This is a genomic window from Rhizobium ruizarguesonis (assembly GCF_012349115.1).
Lineage (GTDB): Bacteria > Pseudomonadota > Alphaproteobacteria > Rhizobiales > Rhizobiaceae > Rhizobium > Rhizobium ruizarguesonis.
On the sequence record NZ_PQIG01000063.1, the window covers coordinates 96,157 to 116,898 of the forward strand.

Consider the following 20,742-nt stretch of genomic DNA (forward strand, 5'->3'; position numbering starts at 1 on the left):
TCAGGCCTTCGTCGCCAGTGCATAACGTGCGATCTCGATCCCCATCGCCTTTTCGACGACGGGATAGACGGTCGGATCGAGCACGCTTGCCGACAGCGGAATGATCTCCATCGGCACATGCAGGATGAAGACATGTATGCCGCTCTGAAGCTGGCCGACGCTGAGCGGCTCGCCCTCCGGTGAAAGCGTGGTGATCACCGCGGGGAAGGTCGCAAGCCTTTTGCCATCTGCATCGTCCACCGCCATATATTCGTTCATCACATGCAGCGTCACCGATGTTCCGCCTGCGCCGACGGTGATTGTGCCGATGTCGAAGGCTTCCTTGGTGTAGACGACGTCCTTGCGGGTGATGACGCCCTCGGCAAGGATATGTCCGCCCGTCGTCTTGCAGATCGCATCGATGACGGCAGATCCGCCGCGCTTCTCCGCTGCGATGATTGCTTCGCCGAGCGCAAGCGCCATCGAGATGCCGCCGAGTGCTGCATGGCTGCGGACATAGGAGGCCCGGAGCGGATTGCGGCAGCTGGCGATGAAGCCGCCGGATTGGTCGGCTGCGGCGCGCAGCACCGGCGAGATCTTCGCCGTCGCGCCCTTCACGACCAGCTCGATATAACGATTCTCCCCCCGATTGCCGCCGACCGCGGTCTGGATCATCGGCTCGGGCGAACCGGCCATGCCGATCGAGCCCATGTCGCCCGTCGGATGCGCGCGGATATCGCCGACCGCGTCGACCACCTTGGTGCCGAGGATCGCCGACGGCAGCCAGCCGTTCAACGTCGAGGATTTGCCGTTCTGGCCGATGATCAGCCCGGAGAGCTTTTCGCCGAGCGCCTCCTGCAGCAATTGCACAGCCTTCACATAGTCGATGCCTTGCATTTCCCAGGGGGTGGTGGAGGCCGGTGCGCCGATCGCCGCTGCGGTGGCGATCCACTCCTCGTCCTTCAGCTCGTCGATCGAGACCAGCTCCGGCTTGCCGACATTGACGGCGGCAAGCCCAAGCATTCGCCCGTGATCGGCCCAGCCGCCGCCGCCGGCTGCATAGACGGAGCCGCCTTTGACGGCAGCTTCCACGTCCTTCTCAACGAGTATGCGTCCCATCGGTCCTCTCCTGATTCAAGCTCGCATCCATCTCGCGCACAGCCTCGAAAAGTACGGCGGCGCCGAGCGTGATATCGTCATTCTCCGCCCATTCGTCGGCCGAATGGCTGCGGCCTTCCCGGCAAGGCACGAAGATCATCGCCGCCGGTGCCACCCTGGCGATCCAGGCCGTATCGTGTCCCGCGCCGGAGGCCATGCGCCGGTGTTTCGCGCCGACCCGTTCGCAGGCAGCCTCCAAGATCGACAGCAGCCCGGCATCGCCAGGCGTCGGCTGATTGTCGGAAACCCGGTTCGGCGTCTTGATCGTCACGTCATAGGCTCCCGCCAGCTTTTCGATATGACCGTCGAGCCAGCGGCAGAATGCCTCCATGTCGGCGCGGATTTCGGCACGGCCATCGATGAGCAGCACCACCTTCGACGGCACGACATTGGCGGCATTCGGCTCGATCCTGAACTCTCCGACCGTCGCTGCGAAATGCCCCGGCGATTTGGCAAGTTCGGCGGCGGCATTGCGGATGTCGAGCACCAGCTGCGATGCCGCCACCAGCGCATCCGCCCGCCGGTCCATCGGCGTCGTGCCGGCATGGTCGGCCCGCCCTTCGACGGTGATCTCGATTCGGGTGATGCCTGATATCGCGGTGACGACGCCGACATCCTCCTTTTCGGCTTCGAGCACCGGGCCTTGTTCGATATGAAGCTCCAGAAAGCCGGCTATATCCGGCCTGTTCTGCTGCATCAGCACATCGGGTCGGCCACCGACCTCGGCGATGCCCTCGGCCAGGTCGCGCCCGTCGCTGACGCGCGAAAGCCAGGTCTCCGGCAGTTGGCCGGTCATGCCGCGGCTGCCGATGCAGGACACGCCGAAGATGCTCACCTCCTCGGCAAGAAAATCGACGATTTCCAGATCGTGATCGAGTTCGATATCCTGATCGCGCAGCGCGCGCGCCACCTCCAGCGCCGAGATGACCCCGGCAATGCCGTCAAAGCGGCCGCCGTCCGGCACCGTGTCGGAATGCGAGCCGATCATGATCGTGCCGAGCCACGGTTTCCGGCCTGTCCGCCGGCCGATCAGATTGCCGGCGGCATCGATCCGCGTTTCCAGCCCCGCCGCCTTCATCCGTGCTTCGATATAGGCCCGGCCGTCGAGAAAGAGCGGCGAGAAGGCCCGCCGCGTCCAGGGACGCCCCGGCTCGGTGATCCCGGCCAGCGCCTCGATATCGTCAGCGATCCGGCTGGCATTGACGGGAAGATTGCGGCTCATGCTTCAGCTCCCGCAATGACCTGGCGCGGCAGCGGCCGCACGAACCGGCCGGTGCCGGGCTCAGCCAGCACCTTCGCGCCCTCGGCAATCTTTTCGCCGCGCAGATAGGTGGCCGAGACGGTCCAGGGCAGGCGGATGTCGTTATAGGGGCTCCAGCCGACGACGTTGTTGCCGCTTGCCGATGCATCATAGACGCTGTCGCGCGGCTCGAGCACGACGATATCGGCATCCTTGCCCGGGGTCAGCGCGCCCTTGATATGGTCGAGCCGGAAATGCTTCGCCGGGTTCTCCGCCATCAGCCTGGCGGCCCAGGTCAAAGGAATGCCGCGTTCGGTGGCACCTTTGACGAAAAGCGGCACCATCACCTCGAGGCCGGGAACGCCGGAGGCGTTGGCGAGCATGTCGGGATTGGTCTTGCGGTTTTCCGACCAGCTGACGTGATCGGTCGAGACCAGCCAGACATCGCCTTCGGCCACCTTCCGCCAGAGCCTCTCCACCTCGGCGCGCGGCCGCACCGGCGGGTTGATCTTCGCCTTGCCGCCGAGCCGCTTCACGTCGTTTTCCTCGTCGAGCGTCAGGTAGTGGATGCAGCATTCCACAGTCGCCGCAAAACCGTCGCGGCGATAGGCGCGCGCGATATCGTAGCCGCGCCCGAGCGAGCAGTGCACCACATGCGCCGGGCAGCCGGTATGAGCACCCGTCTCGAAGATCGTATGCATCGCCAGCAGCTCGGTGATCGGCGGCCGTGACAGGCCGTGCGCCCGCCAATCAGAGATGCCGCTCGCCTTCACCTGCTCCATATAGGTGCGCACCGCCTCGTCGTCTTCATTGTGCACGCCCGCCGTCAGCCCCGTCGGCGCGATTGCCGCAAAGCAGGCATCGAGCAGGGCCGGCGGAATGCGTGGAAAGCGCTTGGGATCGGTGCCGAAGGTCGAGAATTTGAAGGCCGCGACACCTGCCTCCACCATCTCACGGATGCGCGCCGGGCCTTCTTCCGGATCGACGGTACCGTAAAGCGCAAAGTCGACCAGCGCCTGCGGACCGGCATGATCGACTTTCCGCTTCACCGCCGCTGCCGAGCAGACGAGATTGCCTTCGTCATAGGGCATGTCGACAATGACAGTCACGCCGCCGGCCGCCGCCGATCGTGTCGACCAGAGGAAATCCTCCTGGTCTTTCTGGGAAAGCGAATGCACCTGCGCATCGATCGCCCCGGGCAGGATCAGCGCTTTTCCGAGCAGATGCCGTTCGCGGCCCGCAGGCGGCACGCCGAGGCCGACCTCGGCGATTTTGCCGTCGCGAACGGCGACATAACCCTCGTCGAGAATGCGGTCCGGCAGCACCACCGTGCCCTGCAGAACGAGATCGAAATCCATGCCGCTTCCTTCCTAAGCTGAAATCAGACTGCCGCTCGAGCATGATGCCGAAAAGTGTGAGCGGTTTTCGGACGACATCATGCTCTAACTCTTAATTTAGAACAGGATTCAGAATTTGGGCCGACTGGGCCTAAACTCATCCTGTTCTAGGGGCTGGTCAGCCGCTCCTCGATGCGCTCCAGCGAGCCGAGCGCGAAGAAATCGTCGAAGGAGGCGATCGGAACCTGATCGGTCAGCTTCGAAACGAAGTCGTCCGAACCGAGTTCCTCCTCGATTGCCTCGACCTCCGCCGAAAGCGGCCGGTCGACCGTATAGAAATCCGCATGTTTGCGCACGACCTCGTAGAGCATGGCGGCGACACCCTTCGGTTCATCGCCGAGAATGTCGATCGCCTGGGCAGACAGCAGCGCCTCGAGGGCTGCGAGACGCTTCAGCGCCCGCATCTGCCGGTCGAAGCGCTCGATGACGAGCGGCAGGAAGGCAGCCTCGTCCTCCAGCCCGGCCGCAACCACCAGCGACTGCGCCGACACGGGATTGGACATCGACAGCACGCGCGAAAAGATCTCGCCGGCAAGTTTGATGATCGGCCCGAAACCGGTGGCAATCCGCCCCGGCGGCACGAGATTGACCGGCAGGTCGCGCCGCTGGCCATTGCCGAGAATGACGCAGCGGTTGAAGGCGTTGCGCGCCGCATGCGCCATGCAGAGCGCGGCCGATTCGAGCAGGATCGTCACATCGAGCGGAAGCGAGCCGCCCGACGTCATCACCCGGCCTTCGACCACGACGGGATTGTCGTCCGAGCGCCCGGTGGCGGCAAGGATCTTGTGGCCGGTCGATAAAAGGTTTTCGATCACCGCGCCGAACACCTGTGCGATCATGCGCAGGCTGAGCGGATCCTGCACATGCGTTGCGACGGGCCAGTTCCACTCGTCGGAGGCATTGCAGAGCCAGGCGCCGATCAGCGCCTCGCGCGCCGTTCCGACATGCCGGACCGCCTTCCAGGGATCGCGGGACGCGCCGAGCGCGCCGGCCGCCATCATCGCCGTTGCCAGCAGGACGCGGATCGAGGCAGCAGCATTGCGCGTCGTTTCCGCTGCAGAGGCAAAGCTCACCGCATTGATGCTGAGCGAGGCGAGGCTGTCGCGCGGCGCCATCCGCATCGGCTCCAGCCCAGCCGCCTGGAAAGCCTCGGCCGCCTGCATCCGGTTGCCGCGATAGATCGCTTCGCCGACGCCGGTCAGCACCGCGCCGATCTGTCCCATCAGGCCGATATCCGCACAGCCGATCGAGCCGGTGCGGCGCACGACCGGGATAAGATCGGCCTCGAGCATCCTGATATAGGCCTGGATCAATTCCGGCGTGCAGCCGACCTGGCCGGTCAGCGCCGTGTTGATGCGGATCGCCATGGCGTTGCGCACGATATTGCAGGAAAAGGGTGTGCCGGTGCCGAAATGATGGGCGCGCACCAGGCCGAGATTGAAGGTGTCGAGTTCGTCGGCCGACCACTCCACGTCTTTCATGGCGCCGACGCCTGTTGTCGAGCCGTAGACCGGCATGCCGGAGGCAATCGCATCCTCGACGACCTCGCGGGCGATCGCGATGCGGGCCATGCCTGTCGCCGAAGCCGAAATCTTAGCCTTGCCCGCACCAATCGTCACCATCTCGGCAAAACCGAGCGGTTGTCCGGAAAGTTCGATGCCAAGGCATTCGTGCTTCATGTGCTGTGTGTCCCTAGAACAGGATGATTTTAGGCCGATCGGCCGAAAATCTGAATCCTGTTCTGAATTAAAGAGTCAGAGCATGATGTCGAAAACCGCTCACACTTTTCGGCATCATGCTCGGAACGCGAGACTAAGCGAGCCCTCCGTCACATGGGATATCCCAAATGCCGAACACAGCATGTTTTTGGCAGCCGATCAGCTCAGCATCCAGGCAATATAGACAAGCGTCAATGCGATGACCCACAAAGCAATCTTGGCCGAGCGGTTGTGCCGCGCTTCGGCCTTGCCGATCGCCTCCGCCGTCTCAATGTCGAAACGCAAGCCGTGCTCGCTCATATGCAGGAGCTGATGATGGAATTTTTCGGTCTTCGCTGCGATTTCGGGCACGGCTTCGGCGAGCTTGACCGCCGCCTTCAGCCCGTCCTTGAGATCGGTGGCGATCCGTTTCGGTCCGAGATTGGTACGGATCCAGTCACCGACGACAGGCTCGGAGGCCTTCCACATGTTGAAGCGCGGATTGAGCATGCGCGATACGCCCTCGACCACGACCATGGTCTTCTGCAGCATCACCAGCTCCGGCCGCGTCGCCATGTCGAAGAGTTCGGTCACCTCGAACAGCAGCGTCAGCAGCTTGCCCATCGAGATCGTCTCGGCCGGCTGTCCATGGATCGGCTCGCCGATCGCCCGGATCGCCTGGGCGAAGCTTTCGACATTGTGATGTCCGGGCACATAGCCGGCCTCGAAATGCACCTCGGCGACGCGGATATAGTCGCGGGTGATGAAGCCATAGAGGATTTCGGCGAGGAACCGCCGCTCCTTCTTGCCCAGCCGCCCGACGATGCCCATGTCGACGGCGACGATCATCCCGTCCGCATCGACGAAGAGATTGCCCGGATGCATGTCGGCATGGAAGAAGCCGTCGCGCAGCGTGTGGCGCAGGAACGACTGGATCAGCGTATCGGCAAGCCGGTTGAGATCGTGGCCCGCCGCGCGCAGGCCCTCGACATCGGACATTCTCGTGCCGTCGATCCACTCCATGGTGATGACGTCGCGCCCTGTGCGCTCCCAGTCGACCTTCGGCACGCGGAAGCCGGGATCTTTTTCGGTATTCTCGGCGATCTCGGAAAGAGCGGCCGCCTCCAGGCGAAGATCCATCTCCACCTTGGTCGTCTGCTCCAGCGTCTTCGTCACCTCGACCGGCCGCAGCCGCCGGCTGGACGCCAGGAAACGCTCCTGCATATGGGCAACGAGATACATTGCCTCGATGTCATGGGCAAAACGCTGGCGCACGCCGGGCCGCACGATCTTGACGGCGACCTTCTTCCGGCCCTCGGCACTATCGACCTCGGCCGGATGCACCTGCGCGATCGAGGCGGCAGCGATCGGATCGCCGAAGCTTGCATAGAGCTCGCCGATCGGCCGTCCGAGCGAGCCTTCGATATTGGCCTTGGCGGCTGCCGAAGGAAAGAAGGCCATCCGGTCCTGAAGCTGCGACAGGTCGTTGGCGAATTCGACGCCGACGACATCCGGCCGCGTTGCCAGGAATTGCCCGATCTTCACATAGGAGGGACCGAGCCGCTCGACAGCCTGGGCCAACCGGTCGCTGCGCTTCTGATGGCGCGCCTTGCCTCGCTCGAAAATCGTGACGAAGGATTTGGCGAGCGCGACCGGAGGCGGCAGCCCTTCGGAAGGAAGGGCTGACACGACACCCTCACGCACGAGCACCCAGCCGACGCGCCAAAGGCGGAAATATGCGCCGAAAGTACTCATGTTCTGTTTGATTCTCGCGCGACGCTATTCGAAAACCGCTCTACACTTTTCGGCGTCATGCGTCAGAGCTTCCAGCCGGAATGGAGTGCGGCGATGCCGCCGGTATAATTGGTAAAGGTGACGCGCGAAAAGCCGGCCTGGCGGATCATTGCCGCGAAATTCTCCTGGTTCGGGAACTTGCGGATCGATTCCACCAGATATTGGTAGGGTTCGGCATCGCCGGTGATCGCCTTGCCGAACTGCGGAATGGCATTGAACGACCAGGCGTCGTAGATCTTGTCGAGAAGCGGCATATCGACTTCGGAAAATTCCAGCACCAGCAGCCGTCCGCCGCGCTTCAAGACGCGATAGGCCTCAGACAGCGCCACATCGATCCTCGGCACGTTGCGGATGCCGAAGGCGATCGTATAGGCGTCGAAACTGCCTGCCTCAAAGGGCAGTTCCTCGGCATTCGCCTCGACGAAGGTGAGATTGCCGGAAAGCTTCTTCTTTTCCGCCCGCTCGGCGCCGACACCGAGCATCGAACCGTTGATGTCGAGCACGGTGGCATGCGCCTGTCTGCCCGAAGCCTCGACGATGCGGAAGGCGATATCGCCGGTGCCGCCGGCCACGTCGAGCACCTTGTAGCCCGGCTCCTTGCGCGGGTTCAGCGCCGAGATCGTCGCATCTTTCCAGGCGCGGTGCATGCCCATCGACATGACGTCGTTCATGATGTCGTAGCGCTTGGCGACCTTGTGGAACACCTGGTTGACGAGGCTCTGCTTCTGGCCATCAGGCACCTCGCGGAAGCCGTAGGAGGTCTCCATGCCGCCATCGGCGGAAGTGCGGCTTTCTGACATCAGACTGCTCCGTTCCTGAAGATTCGGGCGAGGCGGCCATAGCGAAAGACCGCGCGCGACGTTATCTATGGGCCGCGTTCTCCACGGCACACTGGCGCTATAGCGCACATCGTCGCCGGTTGAAACACGTTAGATATAGATGGGTTAAGATGCCGGAATTGCCAGAAGTCGAAACGGTGAAACGCGGCCTGACGCCGGCGATGGAGGGCACCCGCGTCACCAGGCTGGAGCTACGCCGCGGCGATCTGCGCTTCCCCTTTCCCGACGCTTTCGCAGACAGAGTTTCCGGCCGCACCATCGTTGGCCTTGGCCGCCGCGCCAAATATCTGCTGGTCGATCTCGACGACGGCAACACGCTGATTTCGCATCTCGGCATGTCCGGTTCGTTTCGCATCGAGGAGGGTGCGGCCTCCGGCGTGCCGGGCGAATTCCACCATGCTCGCTCGAAGGACGAAAAGCACGATCACGTCGTCTTCCATCTGCAAGCCGCAAGCGGCCCGCGTCGTGTCATCTATAACGATCCGCGCCGTTTCGGCTTCATGGATATGGTGGGACGTGCCGATCTCGCCGCCCATCCCTTCTTCCGCGATCTCGGCCCGGAGCCGACAGGAAACGAGCTCAGCGCCGCCTATCTTGCCGAACGCTTCCGGGACAAGGCGCAGCCGCTGAAGAGCGCGCTGCTTGACCAGAAGAACATTGCCGGTCTCGGCAATATATATGTCTGCGAGGCGCTGTGGCGCGCGCATCTTTCGCCGATCCGCGCCGCCGGCACGCTGGTGACGGCGACTGGCCGGCCGAAGGCGCAGCTCGACCTGCTCGTCGCCTCGATCCGCGACGTCATCGCCGATGCGATCGCCGCCGGCGGATCATCGCTGCGCGACCACATCCAGACCGACGGATCGCTCGGCTATTTCCAGCATTCCTTCTCCGTTTATGATCGCGAAAGTCAGGCTTGCCGCACGCCCGGCTGCGGCGCTACGGTCGCCCGCATCGTCCAGGCGGGTCGCTCCACCTTCTATTGCGCCACCTGCCAGAAGTAAGCCTGCCAGAAGTAAGAGTGAGAAACCGGGAGAACAGCATGGCCTACGAGACCCTGATCGTCGAAACCCGAGGCAATGTCGGCCTCGTCACGCTGAACCGCCCGCAGGCGCTGAACGCGCTGAACTCCACCGTCCTGAAGGAACTGAAAGAGGCCTATGCCGCCTTCCACGCCGATGAGGCGGTCGGGGCGATCGTGCTCACCGGTTCCGAGCGCGCCTTTGCCGCCGGCGCCGATATCAAGGAGATGCAGCCACTCCAGTTCGCCGATATCTATAAGAGTGATTTCATCAGCGGCTGGGATGAGGTCGCCAAGGCGCGCAAGCCGGTGATCGCTGCGGTCAGCGGTTTTGCGCTCGGCGGCGGCTGTGAGCTCGCCATGATGTGCGACTTCATCATCGCCTCGGAGACGGCGAAGTTCGGCCAGCCGGAAATCACCCTGGGCGTCATTCCCGGCATGGGCGGTTCGCAGCGACTGACGCGCGCCGTCGGCAAGGCGAAGGCGATGGATCTCATCCTCACCGGCCGCATGATGGATGCGGCGGAAGCCGAACGATCGGGACTCGTTTCGCGTGTGGTGGCGCCCGATCGCCTGCTCGACGAGGCGCTGGCAGCGGCCGAAAAGATCGCCTCGCTTTCGCGTCCCTCGGTGATGATGGCCAAGGAGGCGGTCAACCGCGCATTCGAGACGACGCTGGAGGAGGGCTTGCGTTTCGAGCGCCGCCTGTTTCACAGCCTCTTTGCCACGGACGACCAGAAAGAAGGCATGGCGGCCTTCGTCGAGAAGCGCAAACCGGCTTTTACGCACCGTTAAATGCTTTTAGGCGCTTGCCAGTGGTAAAGCGTGAAAATCCGCGTTGACGTGGGCCGGCTTTAGAGTTATATGCCCGCCCACGGTTCGGAAAGCCGGTTTGGTTTTCCGCGATTGCTCCCGCATTGCTGGATTTTGTGGCCGCAGGGCCCGCGGTAATGGCGGAGTTTGTTCGAATTCTTGAGAGAGGCATCCATGGCCAATACAACTTCGGCGAAAAAAGCGACCCGCAAGATCGCCCGCCGTACCGACGTCAATAAGGCTCGTCGCTCGCGCGTTCGTACTTTCGTTCGCCAGGTCGAAGAGGCCATCGCATCCGGTGACGCCGCCAAGGCGAAGGAAGCTTTCCTGGCTGCTCAGCCCGAGCTTGCCCGCGCCGCCAGCAAGGGCGTGCTGCATGCCAACACGGCATCGCGCAAGGTCTCGCGCCTGGCCGCTCGTGTGAAGGCTCTTTCGGTCACCACGACCGCGTAATCTTCCATTAAGGACTTCTTCTTTATGATTAGCCCGGTAATTTTACCGGGCTTTTTCGATTCCACCGATCAGCCCCTGCATGGTTAATCTGACGACTGTTTCGTGTCAGCGCCATGACAGGAAAAATTGTTTAAAAACAAAGGTTTGCGCAAGGATGCTTTCACGCCGCGCGACTCTGCCCCAAGCTTCCGGGACCACAGGCGAGTCAAGAGGATTTTATTTTTTTTCTTTCAATGCGTGTCAAAATAGCCCGAACGGGGGAATCTCTTTGATTCAACTGCGATTCTTTTTTGACGCTGGTGTGACGCCCGAAAAGGGCAGGCGGAGTCAATGCCCGCTTCTTAATTTTGCGTAAAATTCATCGTTGATATTGCCTTTTGATCCTGCCTAAATGGCTTTCAACAAAGGGCGCGGACATCACCTGCACAGGCTCGGTCTTAACTGCCACGTCGGCAGGGCGATAAGTTTGTGCCGTTTGTTACGGAGCATTGCGCTTCCGTTTTTTCAAGCACTCGACGGATTTGAGCCGTAACGTGGCTGTTACGGAGCGGGGATGTTTTGTGCCTTCATTGGCCACACGTTTAAGGCGAGGCCAGCGGAGAAGGTTAAAGTTATATTGCGTTCGGGCTGGTCGGCCGAAAACGAGGTTCGACCGCCAGCCTGGCACGGAAAGCCGATGAAGGTTGCCGCATGAGCGCGGCACCTGCAACGGAGTTCTGCGCCGGTCCCTTATGGGGCAGTGTTTGAGTGAACCGGCAGGCGAGCGGCTCATGAGGATCCGTCAGCCCGCCAAAGCGGGGATGATCGGGCGGCCGTTTTAGCGGATGCCGCCCGGTGGAATTGAAAGGCGGCATTATGCAGATGAATACGATGACGACGGGCGGGCTCGACAATGGGGATGCGGCACCGCAGGCGTTCGGCTCCATTCGCCTCGAAGTGGGCGAAGCAAAGGCGGAAATGAAGCAAAGCATCTTGTTTGAGCGCGTCAGCGCGCGCTTGAAGGCCCAGGTCGGTCCTGACGTCTATGCCAGCTGGTTTGCCAGGCTGAAGCTGCATTCGGTATCGAAGAGCGTGGTTCGCCTTTCGGTTCCCACGACCTTCCTGAAGTCGTGGATCAACAATCGTTATCTCGATCTCATCACCGGTCTGTTCCAGGCCGAGGATCCGGAAATTCTTAAAATCGAAGTCCTGGTGCGCACGGCAACGCGCCACGGCACGAAGGCGCTCGATGAGGCGGCCGCGCCGGAACCAGCCGCCCCCACGCAGATGCGTCGCCCGACAAGCGCGCAGCCGGCCGGTCAGGCCGTCCAGCAGGCGGTTTCGGCTGTTGCCGCCGCAAGGCCTGCAAGCTTCGGCTCGCCGCTCTTCGGTTCGCCGCTCGATAGCCGCTTCACCTTCGACACCTTCGTCGAAGGCAGCTCGAACCGGGTCGCACTTGCGGCTGCAAAGACCATCTCGGAAGCTGGTCAGGGCGCGGTGCGCTTCAACCCGCTCTTCATCCATTCGACCGTCGGTCTCGGCAAGACCCACCTGCTACAGGCGGTCGCCAATGCCGCGGTGCAGAACCCGCGGGCGCTGCGCGTCGTCTATCTGACGGCCGAATATTTCATGTGGCGCTTCGCCACCGCGATCCGCGACAATGATGCGCTGACGCTGAAGGATTCGCTGCGCAACATCGATCTCTTGATCATCGACGACATGCAGTTCCTGCAGGGCAAGATGATCCAGCATGAATTCTGCCATCTCCTGAACATGCTGCTCGACAGCGCCAAGCAGGTCGTCGTTGCCGCCGACCGTGCGCCCTGGGAGCTGGAGTCGCTCGACCCCCGCGTCCGCTCGCGCCTGCAGGGCGGTGTGGCGATCGAATTCGACGCGCCGGATTACGAAATGCGTCTCGAAATCCTCAAGCGTCGCCTTGCTGTGGCCCGGCTCGAAGATCCGTCGCTCGACATTCCCGCCGAACTGCTCCAGCACGTCGCCCGCAACGTCACGGCCAGCGGCCGCGAACTCGAAGGCGCCTTCAACCAGTTGGTCTTCCGCCGCTCCTTCGAGCCGAACCTGTCGATCGAACGCGTCGACGAACTGCTCGCCCATCTGGTCGGCTCCGGCGAGCCTCGCCGTGTGCGCATCGAGGATATCCAACGCATCGTCGCAAGGCACTACAACGTCTCGCGTCAGGAACTGGTCTCGAACCGCCGCACCCGCGTCATCGTCAAACCGCGCCAGATCGCCATGTATCTGTCGAAGACGCTGACGCCGCGCTCCTTCCCGGAGATCGGCCGTCGTTTCGGCGGGCGCGATCACACGACCGTGCTGCACGCGGTGCGCAAGATCGAGGAGCTGATTTCGGGAGACACCAAACTTTCGCACGAAGTCGAGCTTCTGAAGCGCTTGATCAACGAATAATCGACGGGTTTTCTTAAGGATTCAACGGCCGGAAGCGATTCCGGCCGTTTTCCTTTATAAGTTTTTTATTCTATACCTCCCGCGCATCAACTGCATGTCAAAGACTGAAGCGCCAAAACGGCGCGTGGGAGGAATGAATGAGTTTTGAAAAGATCGCCGTTCTCGGCCTGGGCAAGGTCGGACGGCTGGCGGCGACGCTTTTGCATGAAGGCGGCTTCGAGGTCATCGGCGTCGACGCGCAATTGCCGCTGAGCGACGTCCCCTTCAAGTGCCGCACCGGCGATATTTCCGATCCCCAGGTGATCGGCGAATTGCTCTCGAATGTCGAGGCTGTGCTCTCCTGCCTGCCCTATCATTTGAACATCGAGCTGGCGCGCGCCGCCCATCTTGCGGGTATCCATTATTTCGATCTGACCGAAGACGTTCCCACAACCAATTTCATCATCGAACTGTCGAAGACCGCCCGCGGCCTGATGGCGCCGCAATGCGGCCTGGCGCCGGGTTTCGTCGGCATCGTCGGCGCAAGCCTGGCCGACGGCTTCGATCGCTGCCGTTCGATCCGCATGCGCGTCGGCGCCCTGCCGCAGCATCCGACCGGACTGCTCGGCTACGCCTTCAACTGGTCGCCCGAGGGCGTCGTCAACGAATATCTGAACGACTGCGAGGTCATCGAGGGTGGTGTGCGCAAGCTCGTCTCGCCGATGGAATGGCACGAGACCGTCTATGTCGGCGGCGTCAAGCTCGAAGCCTTCACGACGTCGGGTGGCCTTGGCACCATGTGCGATACGATGCTCGGCAAGATCGACAATCTCGATTACAAGACCATGCGTTATCCCGGCCATATGGAGCTGATGAACTTCTTCTTCCACGAGCTGTTGATGCGCGACAAGCGCAAGCTCGCCGGCGAGATCCTGACCAATGCCAAGCCGCCGGTTGAAGACGATGTCGTCTATGTCCATGTCGCCGCCGAAGGCACCGAGAATGGCAGCCTGCGCCGCAAGGAGTTCGTGCGCGCCTATTACCCGATCGAGATTGCCGGCGCACGTCGCACGGCGATCGCCTGGACGACGTCAGCCTCCGTCGTCGCCGTCATCGAGATGGTCCGCGACGGCCTGCTGCCGGCGACCGGCTTCCTGCACCAGGAGCATATTCCGCTGGAGATGTTCCTGAAGACGCCGACCGGCAGCCTCTTCAAGGCCGGCGCCACCAGCCACGGCTGAGACATGCCCTCAGGTGCGGCGGCAATATCGATGCCGCCGCGCTGCAAATCCACTCGTCTTATGATGTCAGCAGGCGAGATCCGCGACGACGGAATCGAGGATCAGCATGCCGGACGGCGTGCAGCGCAGGCGTGAATTGCCGATCCGCTCGATGAATTTGTGTTCGAGCAGGAATTCCTCGCGTTTCGGGTCGAGGTCGCGGCCCGAAAGCTGTTGCCAGCGGGCGAGATCGACGCCTTCCCTGAGCCGCAGCCCCATCAGCAGCAGTTCGTCGGACTGTTCCTCGAAGCCGAGCCGCTCCTCGTCGAGTATGCCGTGCCCATCACGCTCGACCATGTCGAGCCAGGCTTCCGGCTTGCGCTCGGTCGCCGTCGCAAGCTTCTCGGTGCCACGCGTCAGCCGGCCGTGGGCGCCTGGGCCGATGCCGGCATAATCGCCGTAGCGCCAGTAGGTCAGGTTATGCCGGCTTTCAGCACCCGGCCGGGCATGATTGGAAACCTCATAGGCCGGCATGCACTCGCGTGCCGTGATCTCCTGCGTCGCCTCGTAGAGCAATGCCGATTGCTCGCCGTCCGGCACGATCAGCTTGCCGGCCTTGTGCAGGCCGTAGAAGGGCGTGCCTTCCTCGATGGTCAGCTGATAGAGCGAAAGATGGTCGACCGCATAGGAGATCGCCTGCTTCAGTTCCTTTTCCCATTCCTCGACCGTTTGGTCGGGCCGGGCATAGATGAGGTCGAAGGACATGCGCGGAAAGATGTCGCGCGCCAGCCTTATCGCCTTCAGCGCGTCGGCGACATCATGCAGCCGGCCGAGGAATTTCAGATCCCGGTCGTTCAGCGCCTGCACCCCAAGCGAGACGCGATTGACGCCGGCCGCCCGGTAGCCGCGGAAACGTTGAGCCTCGACGCTCGAAGGGTTGGCCTCCATGGTGATCTCGATGCCGGCAGGCACATGCCATTGCCGCGCAATGCCGTCGAGAATGGCGGAAACCGTTTCCGGCTTCATCAGCGACGGCGTGCCGCCCCCAAGGAAGATGCTCGTCACCGTCTTCGGCCCGCTGAGGGACCGGACCGTCGCCATCTCCTTCAGGAAGGCTGATGTAAAGCGCTCCTGATCCACCGGCTGGTGGCGCACATGGCTGTTGAAGTCGCAATAGGGACACTTCGCCGCGCAGAAGGGCCAATGCACATAGACGCCGAAGCCCGGCTCGCCGGTATCGGGGAGCAGAGCCGCGTCGCGCGAGGTGCTTGGTGTGTCGAGATTGCCCACGGACCGACCTTATGCCTCCAGGCAGGTTTCGACAAAGAGTTTGAAGGCGCGGGCACGGTGCGACAGCGCTTGCGGCTTGCCGACGTTCCAACCGTGTTTCTCCTCGCCGCTCATTTCGCCGAAGGTGATGTCGTAGCCCTCAGGCTGGAAGACCGGATCGTAACCGAAGCCCTGCGTGCCGCGCGGCGGCCAGACGACGCTGCCTTCCACCTCGCCGCGGAACAGCTCCGTGTGCCCATCCGGCCAGGCAAGGCAGAGCACGCTGATGAAACGCGCCCTGCGCTGTTCCGGCTTTGTTGCGCCCGCATCCTGCAGCGCCTTTTCCACCTTCGCCATCGCCATGTCGAAATCGCGCGTGCCGTTAGATGTCTCCGCCCAATTGGCGGTGTAGACACCAGGATCGCCGCCAAGCGCGTCGACCACCAGCCCGGAATCGTCCGAAAGCGCCGGCATGCCGGCGGCATTGGCCGAGGCGACCGCCTTGATCGTCGCATTCTCCTCGAAGCTTGTGCCGGTCTCATCCGGTTCGACGAAGTTCAGCTCGGCCGCCGATTTGGCGGTGAAGCCGAGCGGCCCGATCAATTCCTGGATCTCGTGGATCTTGCCGGCATTGTGGCTGGCGACGACGATGGTCTTCGTTTCAAGCTTGCGCATTCAGATATCCTGTTCGATGCCCCAGATTTTAGCCTCCGCGCATTCCAGGCTGTTGCCGGCCGGATCGCGGAAATAGATCGAACGGCCGCCGTTCGGCCAGTGCACTTCGGATTCGATCGCCACGCCCGCTGCCGTCAACCGCTCGGCCATGGCATCGATATTGCCGCCGGACACCCGGAAACAGGCATGGCCCTGGCCGCTCGTGCCGTGCGGCGGCACCTGCAGCGACCCAGGCGCCGGCGGCTTTACCGTTTCCTCGGGATTGAAGATCAACAGAACGCCAGGCCCACAGCGGAAGAAGACATGCCGGTTGGCGGCGCGGGTGATCTTTTCAAGCCCGAGAACGTCTTCGTAAAACGTCTCGGCCTGGTCGAGATCCCGCGCATAGAGCGCCGTTTCCAACATGCCCTCCAGCATGGGGCTCACCCTTCGACGGCTTGCTTCTGCAGCGCCACGAGTTCGCCGATGCCGTTCCTGGCAAGCTGCATCAGCGAGGTGAATTCGCTTTCGCTGAACGGCGTGCCTTCGGCCGTGCCCTGGATCTCGACGATGCCGCCGGTGCCCGTCATGACGAAGTTCGCATCGGTCTCGGCCGAGGAGTCCTCGATGTAATCGAGATCGATCACTGGCTGGCTGGCGAAGATACCGCAGGAGATGGCGGCGACATGATCCTTCAGGACCCGGTCGACCTTGATCATGTTGCGGCTTTCCATCCATTTCAGGCAGTCGTAAAGCGCGATCCAGCCGCCGGTGATCGAGGCGGTCCGCGTGCCGCCATCGGCCTGGATGACGTCGCAATCCAGCGTGATCTGCCGTTCGCCGAGCGCCTGCAGGTCGACGACGGCGCGCAGCGACCGGCCGATCAGCCGCTGGATTTCCTGGGTGCGGCCGCCCTGCTTGCCGGCGGCAGCCTCGCGCTTCATGCGTTCGCCGGTCGCCCGCGGCAGCATGCCGTATTCGGCCGTGACCCAGCCCTTGCCGGTATTGCGCAGCCATGGCGGCGTCTTTTCTTCGAGACTCGCCGTGCAGAGCACATGCGTGTCGCCGAACTTCACCAGGCAGGAGCCTTCCGCATGCTTGGAAAAATTGCGCTCGAACGAGACCTTGCGCATCTGGTCGATTTTTCTGCCTGAAGGCCGCATTCTTATCTCCTGGAGTTTATTTGACCGCTTCTACGATTGGCGGCGCTCATTTGCAAATTCCCTTTTGCCACGGGTGTTAGTTTGACTTACTTTTCGGGAAGTATCATCAGCACGGGTTCGAAAGCTTCATGGGCATCAGGTCGACGTCGGTTTCGGATGCTGTAGCTGCGCTGGACGAGCGCTCCAGGGAAATTTTTCGTCGCATCGTCGAAGGTTATCTGGAAAGCGGCGAGCCGCTCGGTTCACGCAACCTGTCCCGTATCCTGCCGATGTCGCTGTCGCCGGCCTCGGTGCGCAACGTCATGAGCGATCTCGAAGAGCTCGGCCTGATCTATTCGCCGCATGTCAGCGCCGGCCGGTTGCCGACCCAGATCGGCCTGCGCTTCTTCGTCGATGCCTTCATGCAGGTCGGCGACCTCTCCGCCGAGGAACGCGCCAACATCGACCGCCAGGTGCGGGCCGAAAGCGGCGGCAATCCCGTCGAATCGATGATGAACGAGGCAAGCCGCATGTTATCCGGCATTTCGCGCGGCGCCGGCCTCGTCATCACCTCGAAAAGCGATCCGGTGCTGAAACATGTCGAGTTCATCCGGCTCGAACCGACAAAGGCGCTGGCCGTGCTCGTCGGCGATCACGATCAGGTGGAAAACCGCATCATCGAGCTGCCGGCGGGCGTCACCTCCTCGCAGCTGACGGAGGCGGCGAATTTTCTCAATGCGCATATGTCCGGCCAGACCCTGCCGGAACTCCGCAAACAATTAAGCCGGTTGAAGGACGACGTCCGCCACGAGCTCGATGCCCTGTCGCGCGATCTGGTCGAGCGCGGCATCGCTGTCTGGGCCGGCAGCCCGGACGAGGGAAAGCCTACGCAGCTCATCATCCGCGGCCGCGCCAACCTGCTCGAAGGCCTGGCCGGCGCCGAGGATCTCGACCGGCTGCGCCTGCTGTTCGACGATCTCGAGAAGAAGGACAGCCTGATCGAGATCCTCAATCTCGCCGAAAGCGGTTCGGGCGTGCGCATTTTCATCGGATCGGAAAACAAGCTCTTCTCGCTGTCCGGCTCGTCGCTCATCGTCGCGCCCTATCGTGACGATGACGATCGCATCGTCGGCGCTGTCGGCGTCATTGGCCCGACGCGGCTCAATTATTCCCGCATTGTGCCGATGGTGGACTATACGGCCCAGCTCGTCTCCCGCCTTTCGCGCAACCAGCTTTGACGCCGCAACTGCCAAGCGCGCGGAATTTTCGCTTCTTTGTCACGCAGACTTGATTTTTTTCGGTCAAACCTCGATATCGGGCGCATCTGAAGACACCAACCGGAGACCGTCATGACCGATGACACGACGAAAAACGGACCTGACGCAACTGCGGCGGATGCCGCAGCCGACGCTACCGCCTACGTCGAGAACGAAACTGCGCAGGAAGAGGCCGTCCAGCCGGACGCGCTTGAGCTTCTGAAAGCCGAAAACGGCGAACTGCGCGACCGCTATCTGCGCCTTGCTGCCGAGATGGACAATCTGCGCCGGCGCACCGAGCGCGAGGTGAAGGATGCCAAGTCCTATTCCGTCGCGGGCTTTGCACGCGACATGCTCGCCGTCTCGGACAATCTACGCCGCGCGCTTGATGCCATCTCTCCGGAGACCAAGGCTGCGGCCGATGCCGGCCTTAGCACGCTGATCGAGGGTGTCGAGATGACCGAGCGCGCCATGCTGTCGGCTCTCGAGCGCCACGGCGTTCGCAAGCTGGAGCCGGTTGGCCAGAAGTTCGATCCGAATTTCCATCAGGCAATGTTCGAGGTGCCGAACCCAGACGTGCCGAACAATACGGTCGTGCAGGTCGTGCAGGCAGGCTTCTCCATCGGCGAGCGCGTGCTGCGCCCGGCCATGGTCGGTGTCGCCAAGGGCGGCCCGAAGCCGGCGGAAGCCGAAACCAACTCCGTCTTCGACGAGAAGGACGCCTGATATCCCTTCCTCCTGGGGAAGAAGGGAAAGCCGAAGCGTTAGATGCGGGCGAAGCGTTCGATCAACAGATCGAAAAAGCCATCCGCATCGACATGGCGCATAACCTTGGCGTTGCGCTTGCGCTCGGTCACATGCCACCAGTCGACGACCGTCATGCCGACGGTGAGTTCGGACTGGACCTCGATCTCGACATTGCAGTCCCGGCCCTGGAAAAGCTCCGGCTTGAGCAGGTAGGCGACGACGGTCGGGTCGTGCAGCGGCCCGCCGTCGGAACCGTATTTCTCGATGTCGAAGCGTTCGAAGAATTCCAGCATCTCGACCATGGCCTTTGCCGGCGCCGTGCCGATCTCGGCCATGCGTTTCACCCGGTCCTTGCGGGTCAGCAATTGATGCGTCACATCAAGCGGCATCATCACGATCGGAACGCCTGAGCGGAAGACGATATCGGCGGCTTCGGGGTCGACATAGATGTTGAATTCGGCGGCCGGCGTGATGTTGCCGCCCTCGAAGAAGCCACCGCCCATCATCACCAACTCGCGGATGCGGGGGATAATGTCGGGCGCCTTCTGGAAGGCCATGCCGATATTGGTGAGCGGCCCGAGCGTACACAGCGTCACCGCGCCTTCCGGCTCGCGGCGCAACGTCTCGATGATGAAGTCGACGGCATGGCCGGGCTGCAGCGCCATCGTCGGCTCGTTCAGCTCCGGACCGTCGAGGCCGGTCTTGCCGTGCACATGTTCGGCCGTCACCAGCTTACGGGCGATCGGTGCGTCGGCGCCGGCGAAAACCTTGGTCTCCGTCCGTCCGCTGAGCTCGCAGACGATGCGCGCATTGCGGCTGGTGAGCGAAAGCGGCACGTTGCCGGCGACCGTCGTGATCCCCAGCACCTCCAGCTCATCGGGACTGCCGAAGGCCAGCATGATGGCAGCCGCGTCGTCCTGGCCGGGATCCGTGTCGATGATGATCTTTCTTGCGCTTGCCATTCCGATCGTTCCATCCTCGCACTGCGTGTTATCGGGCATGCACCGATTTCTTCACGTCCCGTCACAAATCAGCACAATCCGCGCGGGCATGTTTTGATGCGAGGCAGCAGGCGCTTTGTCAAGGAAAGAGCCTGACGTCAGCTTAAAATTGAGAAGGTGGCGCCGACACGTCGCGCCCCATGCCTTGCAGCGCCGGGCTCCTGTCCCCATATTAGCGGCATCCGGATGCTGCACTTAAGGTCCGGGATGGTCGCTTGCGCCAAGGACTTGAAAAGAGATGAGCCGCATTACCCCTTTCGCCAGCCCGCTGCTTCTGGGCTTCGATGCAATGGAAAAGACGCTGGAGCGCATTTCCAAGGCGAGCGACGGATATCCGCCTTACAATATCGAACGCATCGGCGCCGACAGCGGTGCGCCGGAACGTCTGCGCATCACCCTTGCCGTGGCCGGCTTCAGCGAAGACGAACTCGATGTCTCCATTGAGGAGAACCAGCTTCTGATCCGCGGCCGCCAGGTCGAGCAGGTCGAGCGGGACTATCTCTATCGCGGCATCGCCGCCCGGCAGTTCCAGCGTACCTTCGTTCTTGCTGATGGCATGCAGGTGCTCGGCGCCGGCCTGAAGAACGGTCTGCTCTCCGTCGATCTAATTCGTCCGGAACCCGCGCGAATGGTCAAGAAAATTAACATTTCGGTCTCACAGTAGCACAACGGTTTGTCGA

General features: G+C 62.4%; 19 protein-coding genes. 8 read left to right on the top strand and 11 right to left on the bottom strand.

Annotated elements, in window-relative coordinates; all coding sequences use genetic code 11:
• The 6 genes from ertC to ubiE form a co-directional block, all read right to left on the bottom strand.
• Window positions 1-1,098: a thiohydantoin desulfurase gene (ertC, locus tag C3Y91_RS07315; protein WP_018070037.1), complete on the bottom strand. Its 1,098-nt coding sequence runs from the start codon at window positions 1,096-1,098 to the stop codon at window positions 1-3.
• Window positions 1,079-2,359, bottom strand: a complete 1,281-nt coding sequence (locus tag C3Y91_RS07320; protein ID WP_018070038.1) for a Zn-dependent hydrolase — start codon at window positions 2,357-2,359, stop codon at window positions 1,079-1,081. The genes ertC and C3Y91_RS07320 overlap by 20 nt, the downstream gene beginning before the upstream one ends.
• Window positions 2,356-3,735, bottom strand: a complete 1,380-nt coding sequence (gene ertD / locus C3Y91_RS07325) for a hydantoin-5-propionate amidohydrolase (RefSeq protein WP_018070039.1) — start codon at window positions 3,733-3,735, stop codon at window positions 2,356-2,358. Before ertD ends, C3Y91_RS07320 begins: the two co-directional genes overlap by 4 nt.
• 146 nt (window positions 3,736-3,881) lie before the next feature.
• Complete coding sequence (locus C3Y91_RS07330) at window positions 3,882-5,453, bottom strand: aromatic amino acid lyase (RefSeq protein ID WP_018070040.1); 1,572 nt, start codon at window positions 5,451-5,453, stop codon at window positions 3,882-3,884.
• A gap of 198 nt (window positions 5,454-5,651) precedes the next feature.
• A complete protein-coding gene (gene ubiB / locus C3Y91_RS07335; protein ID WP_018070041.1) occupies window positions 5,652-7,226 on the bottom strand; it encodes a 2-polyprenylphenol 6-hydroxylase in 1,575 nt (524 codons plus the stop codon).
• A 62-nt stretch (window positions 7,227-7,288) separates the two neighbouring features.
• Window positions 7,289-8,065: a bifunctional demethylmenaquinone methyltransferase/2-methoxy-6-polyprenyl-1,4-benzoquinol methylase UbiE gene (ubiE, locus tag C3Y91_RS07340; protein WP_018070042.1), complete on the bottom strand. Its 777-nt coding sequence runs from the start codon at window positions 8,063-8,065 to the stop codon at window positions 7,289-7,291.
• Window positions 8,066-8,214: 149 nt separating this feature from the next.
• Between ubiE and mutM the strand changes: the two genes are divergently transcribed.
• The 5 genes from mutM to C3Y91_RS07365 all read left to right on the top strand — a co-directional run bounded on the left by mutM (window position 8,215) and on the right by C3Y91_RS07365 (window position 14,014).
• Entirely contained in the window at window positions 8,215-9,105 is an 891-nt protein-coding gene (mutM, locus tag C3Y91_RS07345; protein WP_018070043.1) for a bifunctional DNA-formamidopyrimidine glycosylase/DNA-(apurinic or apyrimidinic site) lyase, read from the top strand.
• Window positions 9,106-9,143: 38 nt separating this feature from the next.
• Window positions 9,144-9,917, top strand: a complete 774-nt coding sequence (locus tag C3Y91_RS07350; RefSeq protein ID WP_018070044.1) for an enoyl-CoA hydratase — start codon at window positions 9,144-9,146, stop codon at window positions 9,915-9,917.
• A 192-nt stretch (window positions 9,918-10,109) separates the two neighbouring features.
• Complete coding sequence (rpsT, locus tag C3Y91_RS07355; protein ID WP_003556028.1) at window positions 10,110-10,388, top strand: 30S ribosomal protein S20; 279 nt, start codon at window positions 10,110-10,112, stop codon at window positions 10,386-10,388.
• Between the two features lie 855 nt (window positions 10,389-11,243).
• Window positions 11,244-12,794 (top strand): chromosomal replication initiator protein DnaA, encoded by a 1,551-nt coding sequence (dnaA, locus tag C3Y91_RS07360; protein WP_168575214.1) that lies wholly within the window; start codon window positions 11,244-11,246, stop codon window positions 12,792-12,794.
• 137 nt (window positions 12,795-12,931) lie between these two features.
• Window positions 12,932-14,014, top strand: coding sequence for a saccharopine dehydrogenase family protein (locus C3Y91_RS07365; RefSeq protein WP_003556030.1), 1,083 nt, complete (start codon window positions 12,932-12,934; stop codon window positions 14,012-14,014).
• Between the two features lie 66 nt (window positions 14,015-14,080).
• Here the strand turns inward: C3Y91_RS07365 and hemW are convergent, their stop codons facing one another.
• Genes hemW through rph form a run of 4 tightly spaced genes read right to left on the bottom strand, consistent with a single transcriptional unit; the run spans window position 14,081 to window position 17,079 of the window.
• Window positions 14,081-15,283: a radical SAM family heme chaperone HemW gene (hemW, locus tag C3Y91_RS07370; RefSeq protein WP_130697552.1), complete on the bottom strand. Its 1,203-nt coding sequence runs from the start codon at window positions 15,281-15,283 to the stop codon at window positions 14,081-14,083.
• A 9-nt stretch (window positions 15,284-15,292) separates the two neighbouring features.
• Window positions 15,293-15,937: an RdgB/HAM1 family non-canonical purine NTP pyrophosphatase gene (gene rdgB / locus C3Y91_RS07375; RefSeq protein WP_168575215.1), complete on the bottom strand. Its 645-nt coding sequence runs from the start codon at window positions 15,935-15,937 to the stop codon at window positions 15,293-15,295.
• Entirely contained in the window at window positions 15,938-16,363 is a 426-nt protein-coding gene (locus C3Y91_RS07380) for a VOC family protein (RefSeq protein ID WP_018070048.1), read from the bottom strand.
• The gene (gene rph / locus C3Y91_RS07385) at window positions 16,360-17,079 is read right to left on the bottom strand and encodes a ribonuclease PH (RefSeq protein WP_003556034.1); all 720 of its coding nucleotides are present in this window, start codon (window positions 17,077-17,079) and stop codon (window positions 16,360-16,362) included. The genes C3Y91_RS07380 and rph overlap by 4 nt, the downstream gene beginning before the upstream one ends.
• Before the next feature lie 128 nt (window positions 17,080-17,207).
• On the opposite strand from rph, the gene hrcA reads away from it, so the two are divergent.
• Both hrcA and grpE read left to right on the top strand, forming a co-directional pair.
• On the top strand, window positions 17,208-18,296 hold the full coding sequence (gene hrcA / locus C3Y91_RS07390) for a heat-inducible transcriptional repressor HrcA (protein WP_003556035.1): 1,089 nt from the start codon (window positions 17,208-17,210) through the stop codon (window positions 18,294-18,296).
• A 111-nt stretch (window positions 18,297-18,407) separates the two neighbouring features.
• The gene (grpE, locus tag C3Y91_RS07395) at window positions 18,408-19,040 is read left to right on the top strand and encodes a nucleotide exchange factor GrpE (protein ID WP_018070049.1); all 633 of its coding nucleotides are present in this window, start codon (window positions 18,408-18,410) and stop codon (window positions 19,038-19,040) included.
• A 38-nt stretch (window positions 19,041-19,078) separates the two neighbouring features.
• On the opposite strand, the gene C3Y91_RS07400 is transcribed toward grpE, so the two are convergent.
• Window positions 19,079-20,023, bottom strand: coding sequence for a nucleoside hydrolase (locus tag C3Y91_RS07400; protein WP_020397419.1), 945 nt, complete (start codon window positions 20,021-20,023; stop codon window positions 19,079-19,081).
• A gap of 277 nt (window positions 20,024-20,300) precedes the next feature.
• Here C3Y91_RS07400 and C3Y91_RS07405 point away from each other — a divergent pair, with 277 nt between their 5' ends.
• A complete protein-coding gene (locus C3Y91_RS07405; RefSeq protein WP_018070051.1) occupies window positions 20,301-20,726 on the top strand; it encodes an Hsp20 family protein in 426 nt (141 codons plus the stop codon).
• Window positions 20,727-20,742: the final 16 nt, after the last annotated feature.

Bases quoted from the DNA above. Each gene is read 5' to 3' on its own strand.
- ertC (WP_018070037.1), bottom strand. From the start codon at position 1,098: ATGGGACGCATACTCGTTGAGAAGGACGTGGAAGCTGCCGTCAAAGGC.
- C3Y91_RS07320 (WP_018070038.1), bottom strand. From the start codon at position 2,359: ATGAGCCGCAATCTTCCCGTCAATGCCAGCCGGATCGCTGACGATATC.
- ertD (WP_018070039.1), bottom strand. From the start codon at position 3,735: ATGGATTTCGATCTCGTTCTGCAGGGCACGGTGGTGCTGCCGGACCGC.
- C3Y91_RS07330 (WP_018070040.1), bottom strand. From the start codon at position 5,453: ATGAAGCACGAATGCCTTGGCATCGAACTTTCCGGACAACCGCTCGGT.
- ubiB (WP_018070041.1), bottom strand. From the start codon at position 7,226: ATGAGTACTTTCGGCGCATATTTCCGCCTTTGGCGCGTCGGCTGGGTG.
- ubiE (WP_018070042.1), bottom strand. From the start codon at position 8,065: ATGTCAGAAAGCCGCACTTCCGCCGATGGCGGCATGGAGACCTCCTAC.
- mutM (WP_018070043.1), top strand. From the start codon at position 8,215: ATGCCGGAATTGCCAGAAGTCGAAACGGTGAAACGCGGCCTGACGCCG.
- C3Y91_RS07350 (WP_018070044.1), top strand. From the start codon at position 9,144: ATGGCCTACGAGACCCTGATCGTCGAAACCCGAGGCAATGTCGGCCTC.
- rpsT (WP_003556028.1), top strand. From the start codon at position 10,110: ATGGCCAATACAACTTCGGCGAAAAAAGCGACCCGCAAGATCGCCCGC.
- dnaA (WP_168575214.1), top strand. From the start codon at position 11,244: ATGCAGATGAATACGATGACGACGGGCGGGCTCGACAATGGGGATGCG.
- C3Y91_RS07365 (WP_003556030.1), top strand. From the start codon at position 12,932: ATGAGTTTTGAAAAGATCGCCGTTCTCGGCCTGGGCAAGGTCGGACGG.
- rdgB (WP_168575215.1), bottom strand. From the start codon at position 15,937: ATGCGCAAGCTTGAAACGAAGACCATCGTCGTCGCCAGCCACAATGCC.
- rph (WP_003556034.1), bottom strand. From the start codon at position 17,079: ATGCGGCCTTCAGGCAGAAAAATCGACCAGATGCGCAAGGTCTCGTTC.
- hrcA (WP_003556035.1), top strand. From the start codon at position 17,208: ATGGGCATCAGGTCGACGTCGGTTTCGGATGCTGTAGCTGCGCTGGAC.
- grpE (WP_018070049.1), top strand. From the start codon at position 18,408: ATGACCGATGACACGACGAAAAACGGACCTGACGCAACTGCGGCGGAT.
- C3Y91_RS07400 (WP_020397419.1), bottom strand. From the start codon at position 20,023: ATGGCAAGCGCAAGAAAGATCATCATCGACACGGATCCCGGCCAGGAC.
- C3Y91_RS07405 (WP_018070051.1), top strand. From the start codon at position 20,301: ATGAGCCGCATTACCCCTTTCGCCAGCCCGCTGCTTCTGGGCTTCGAT.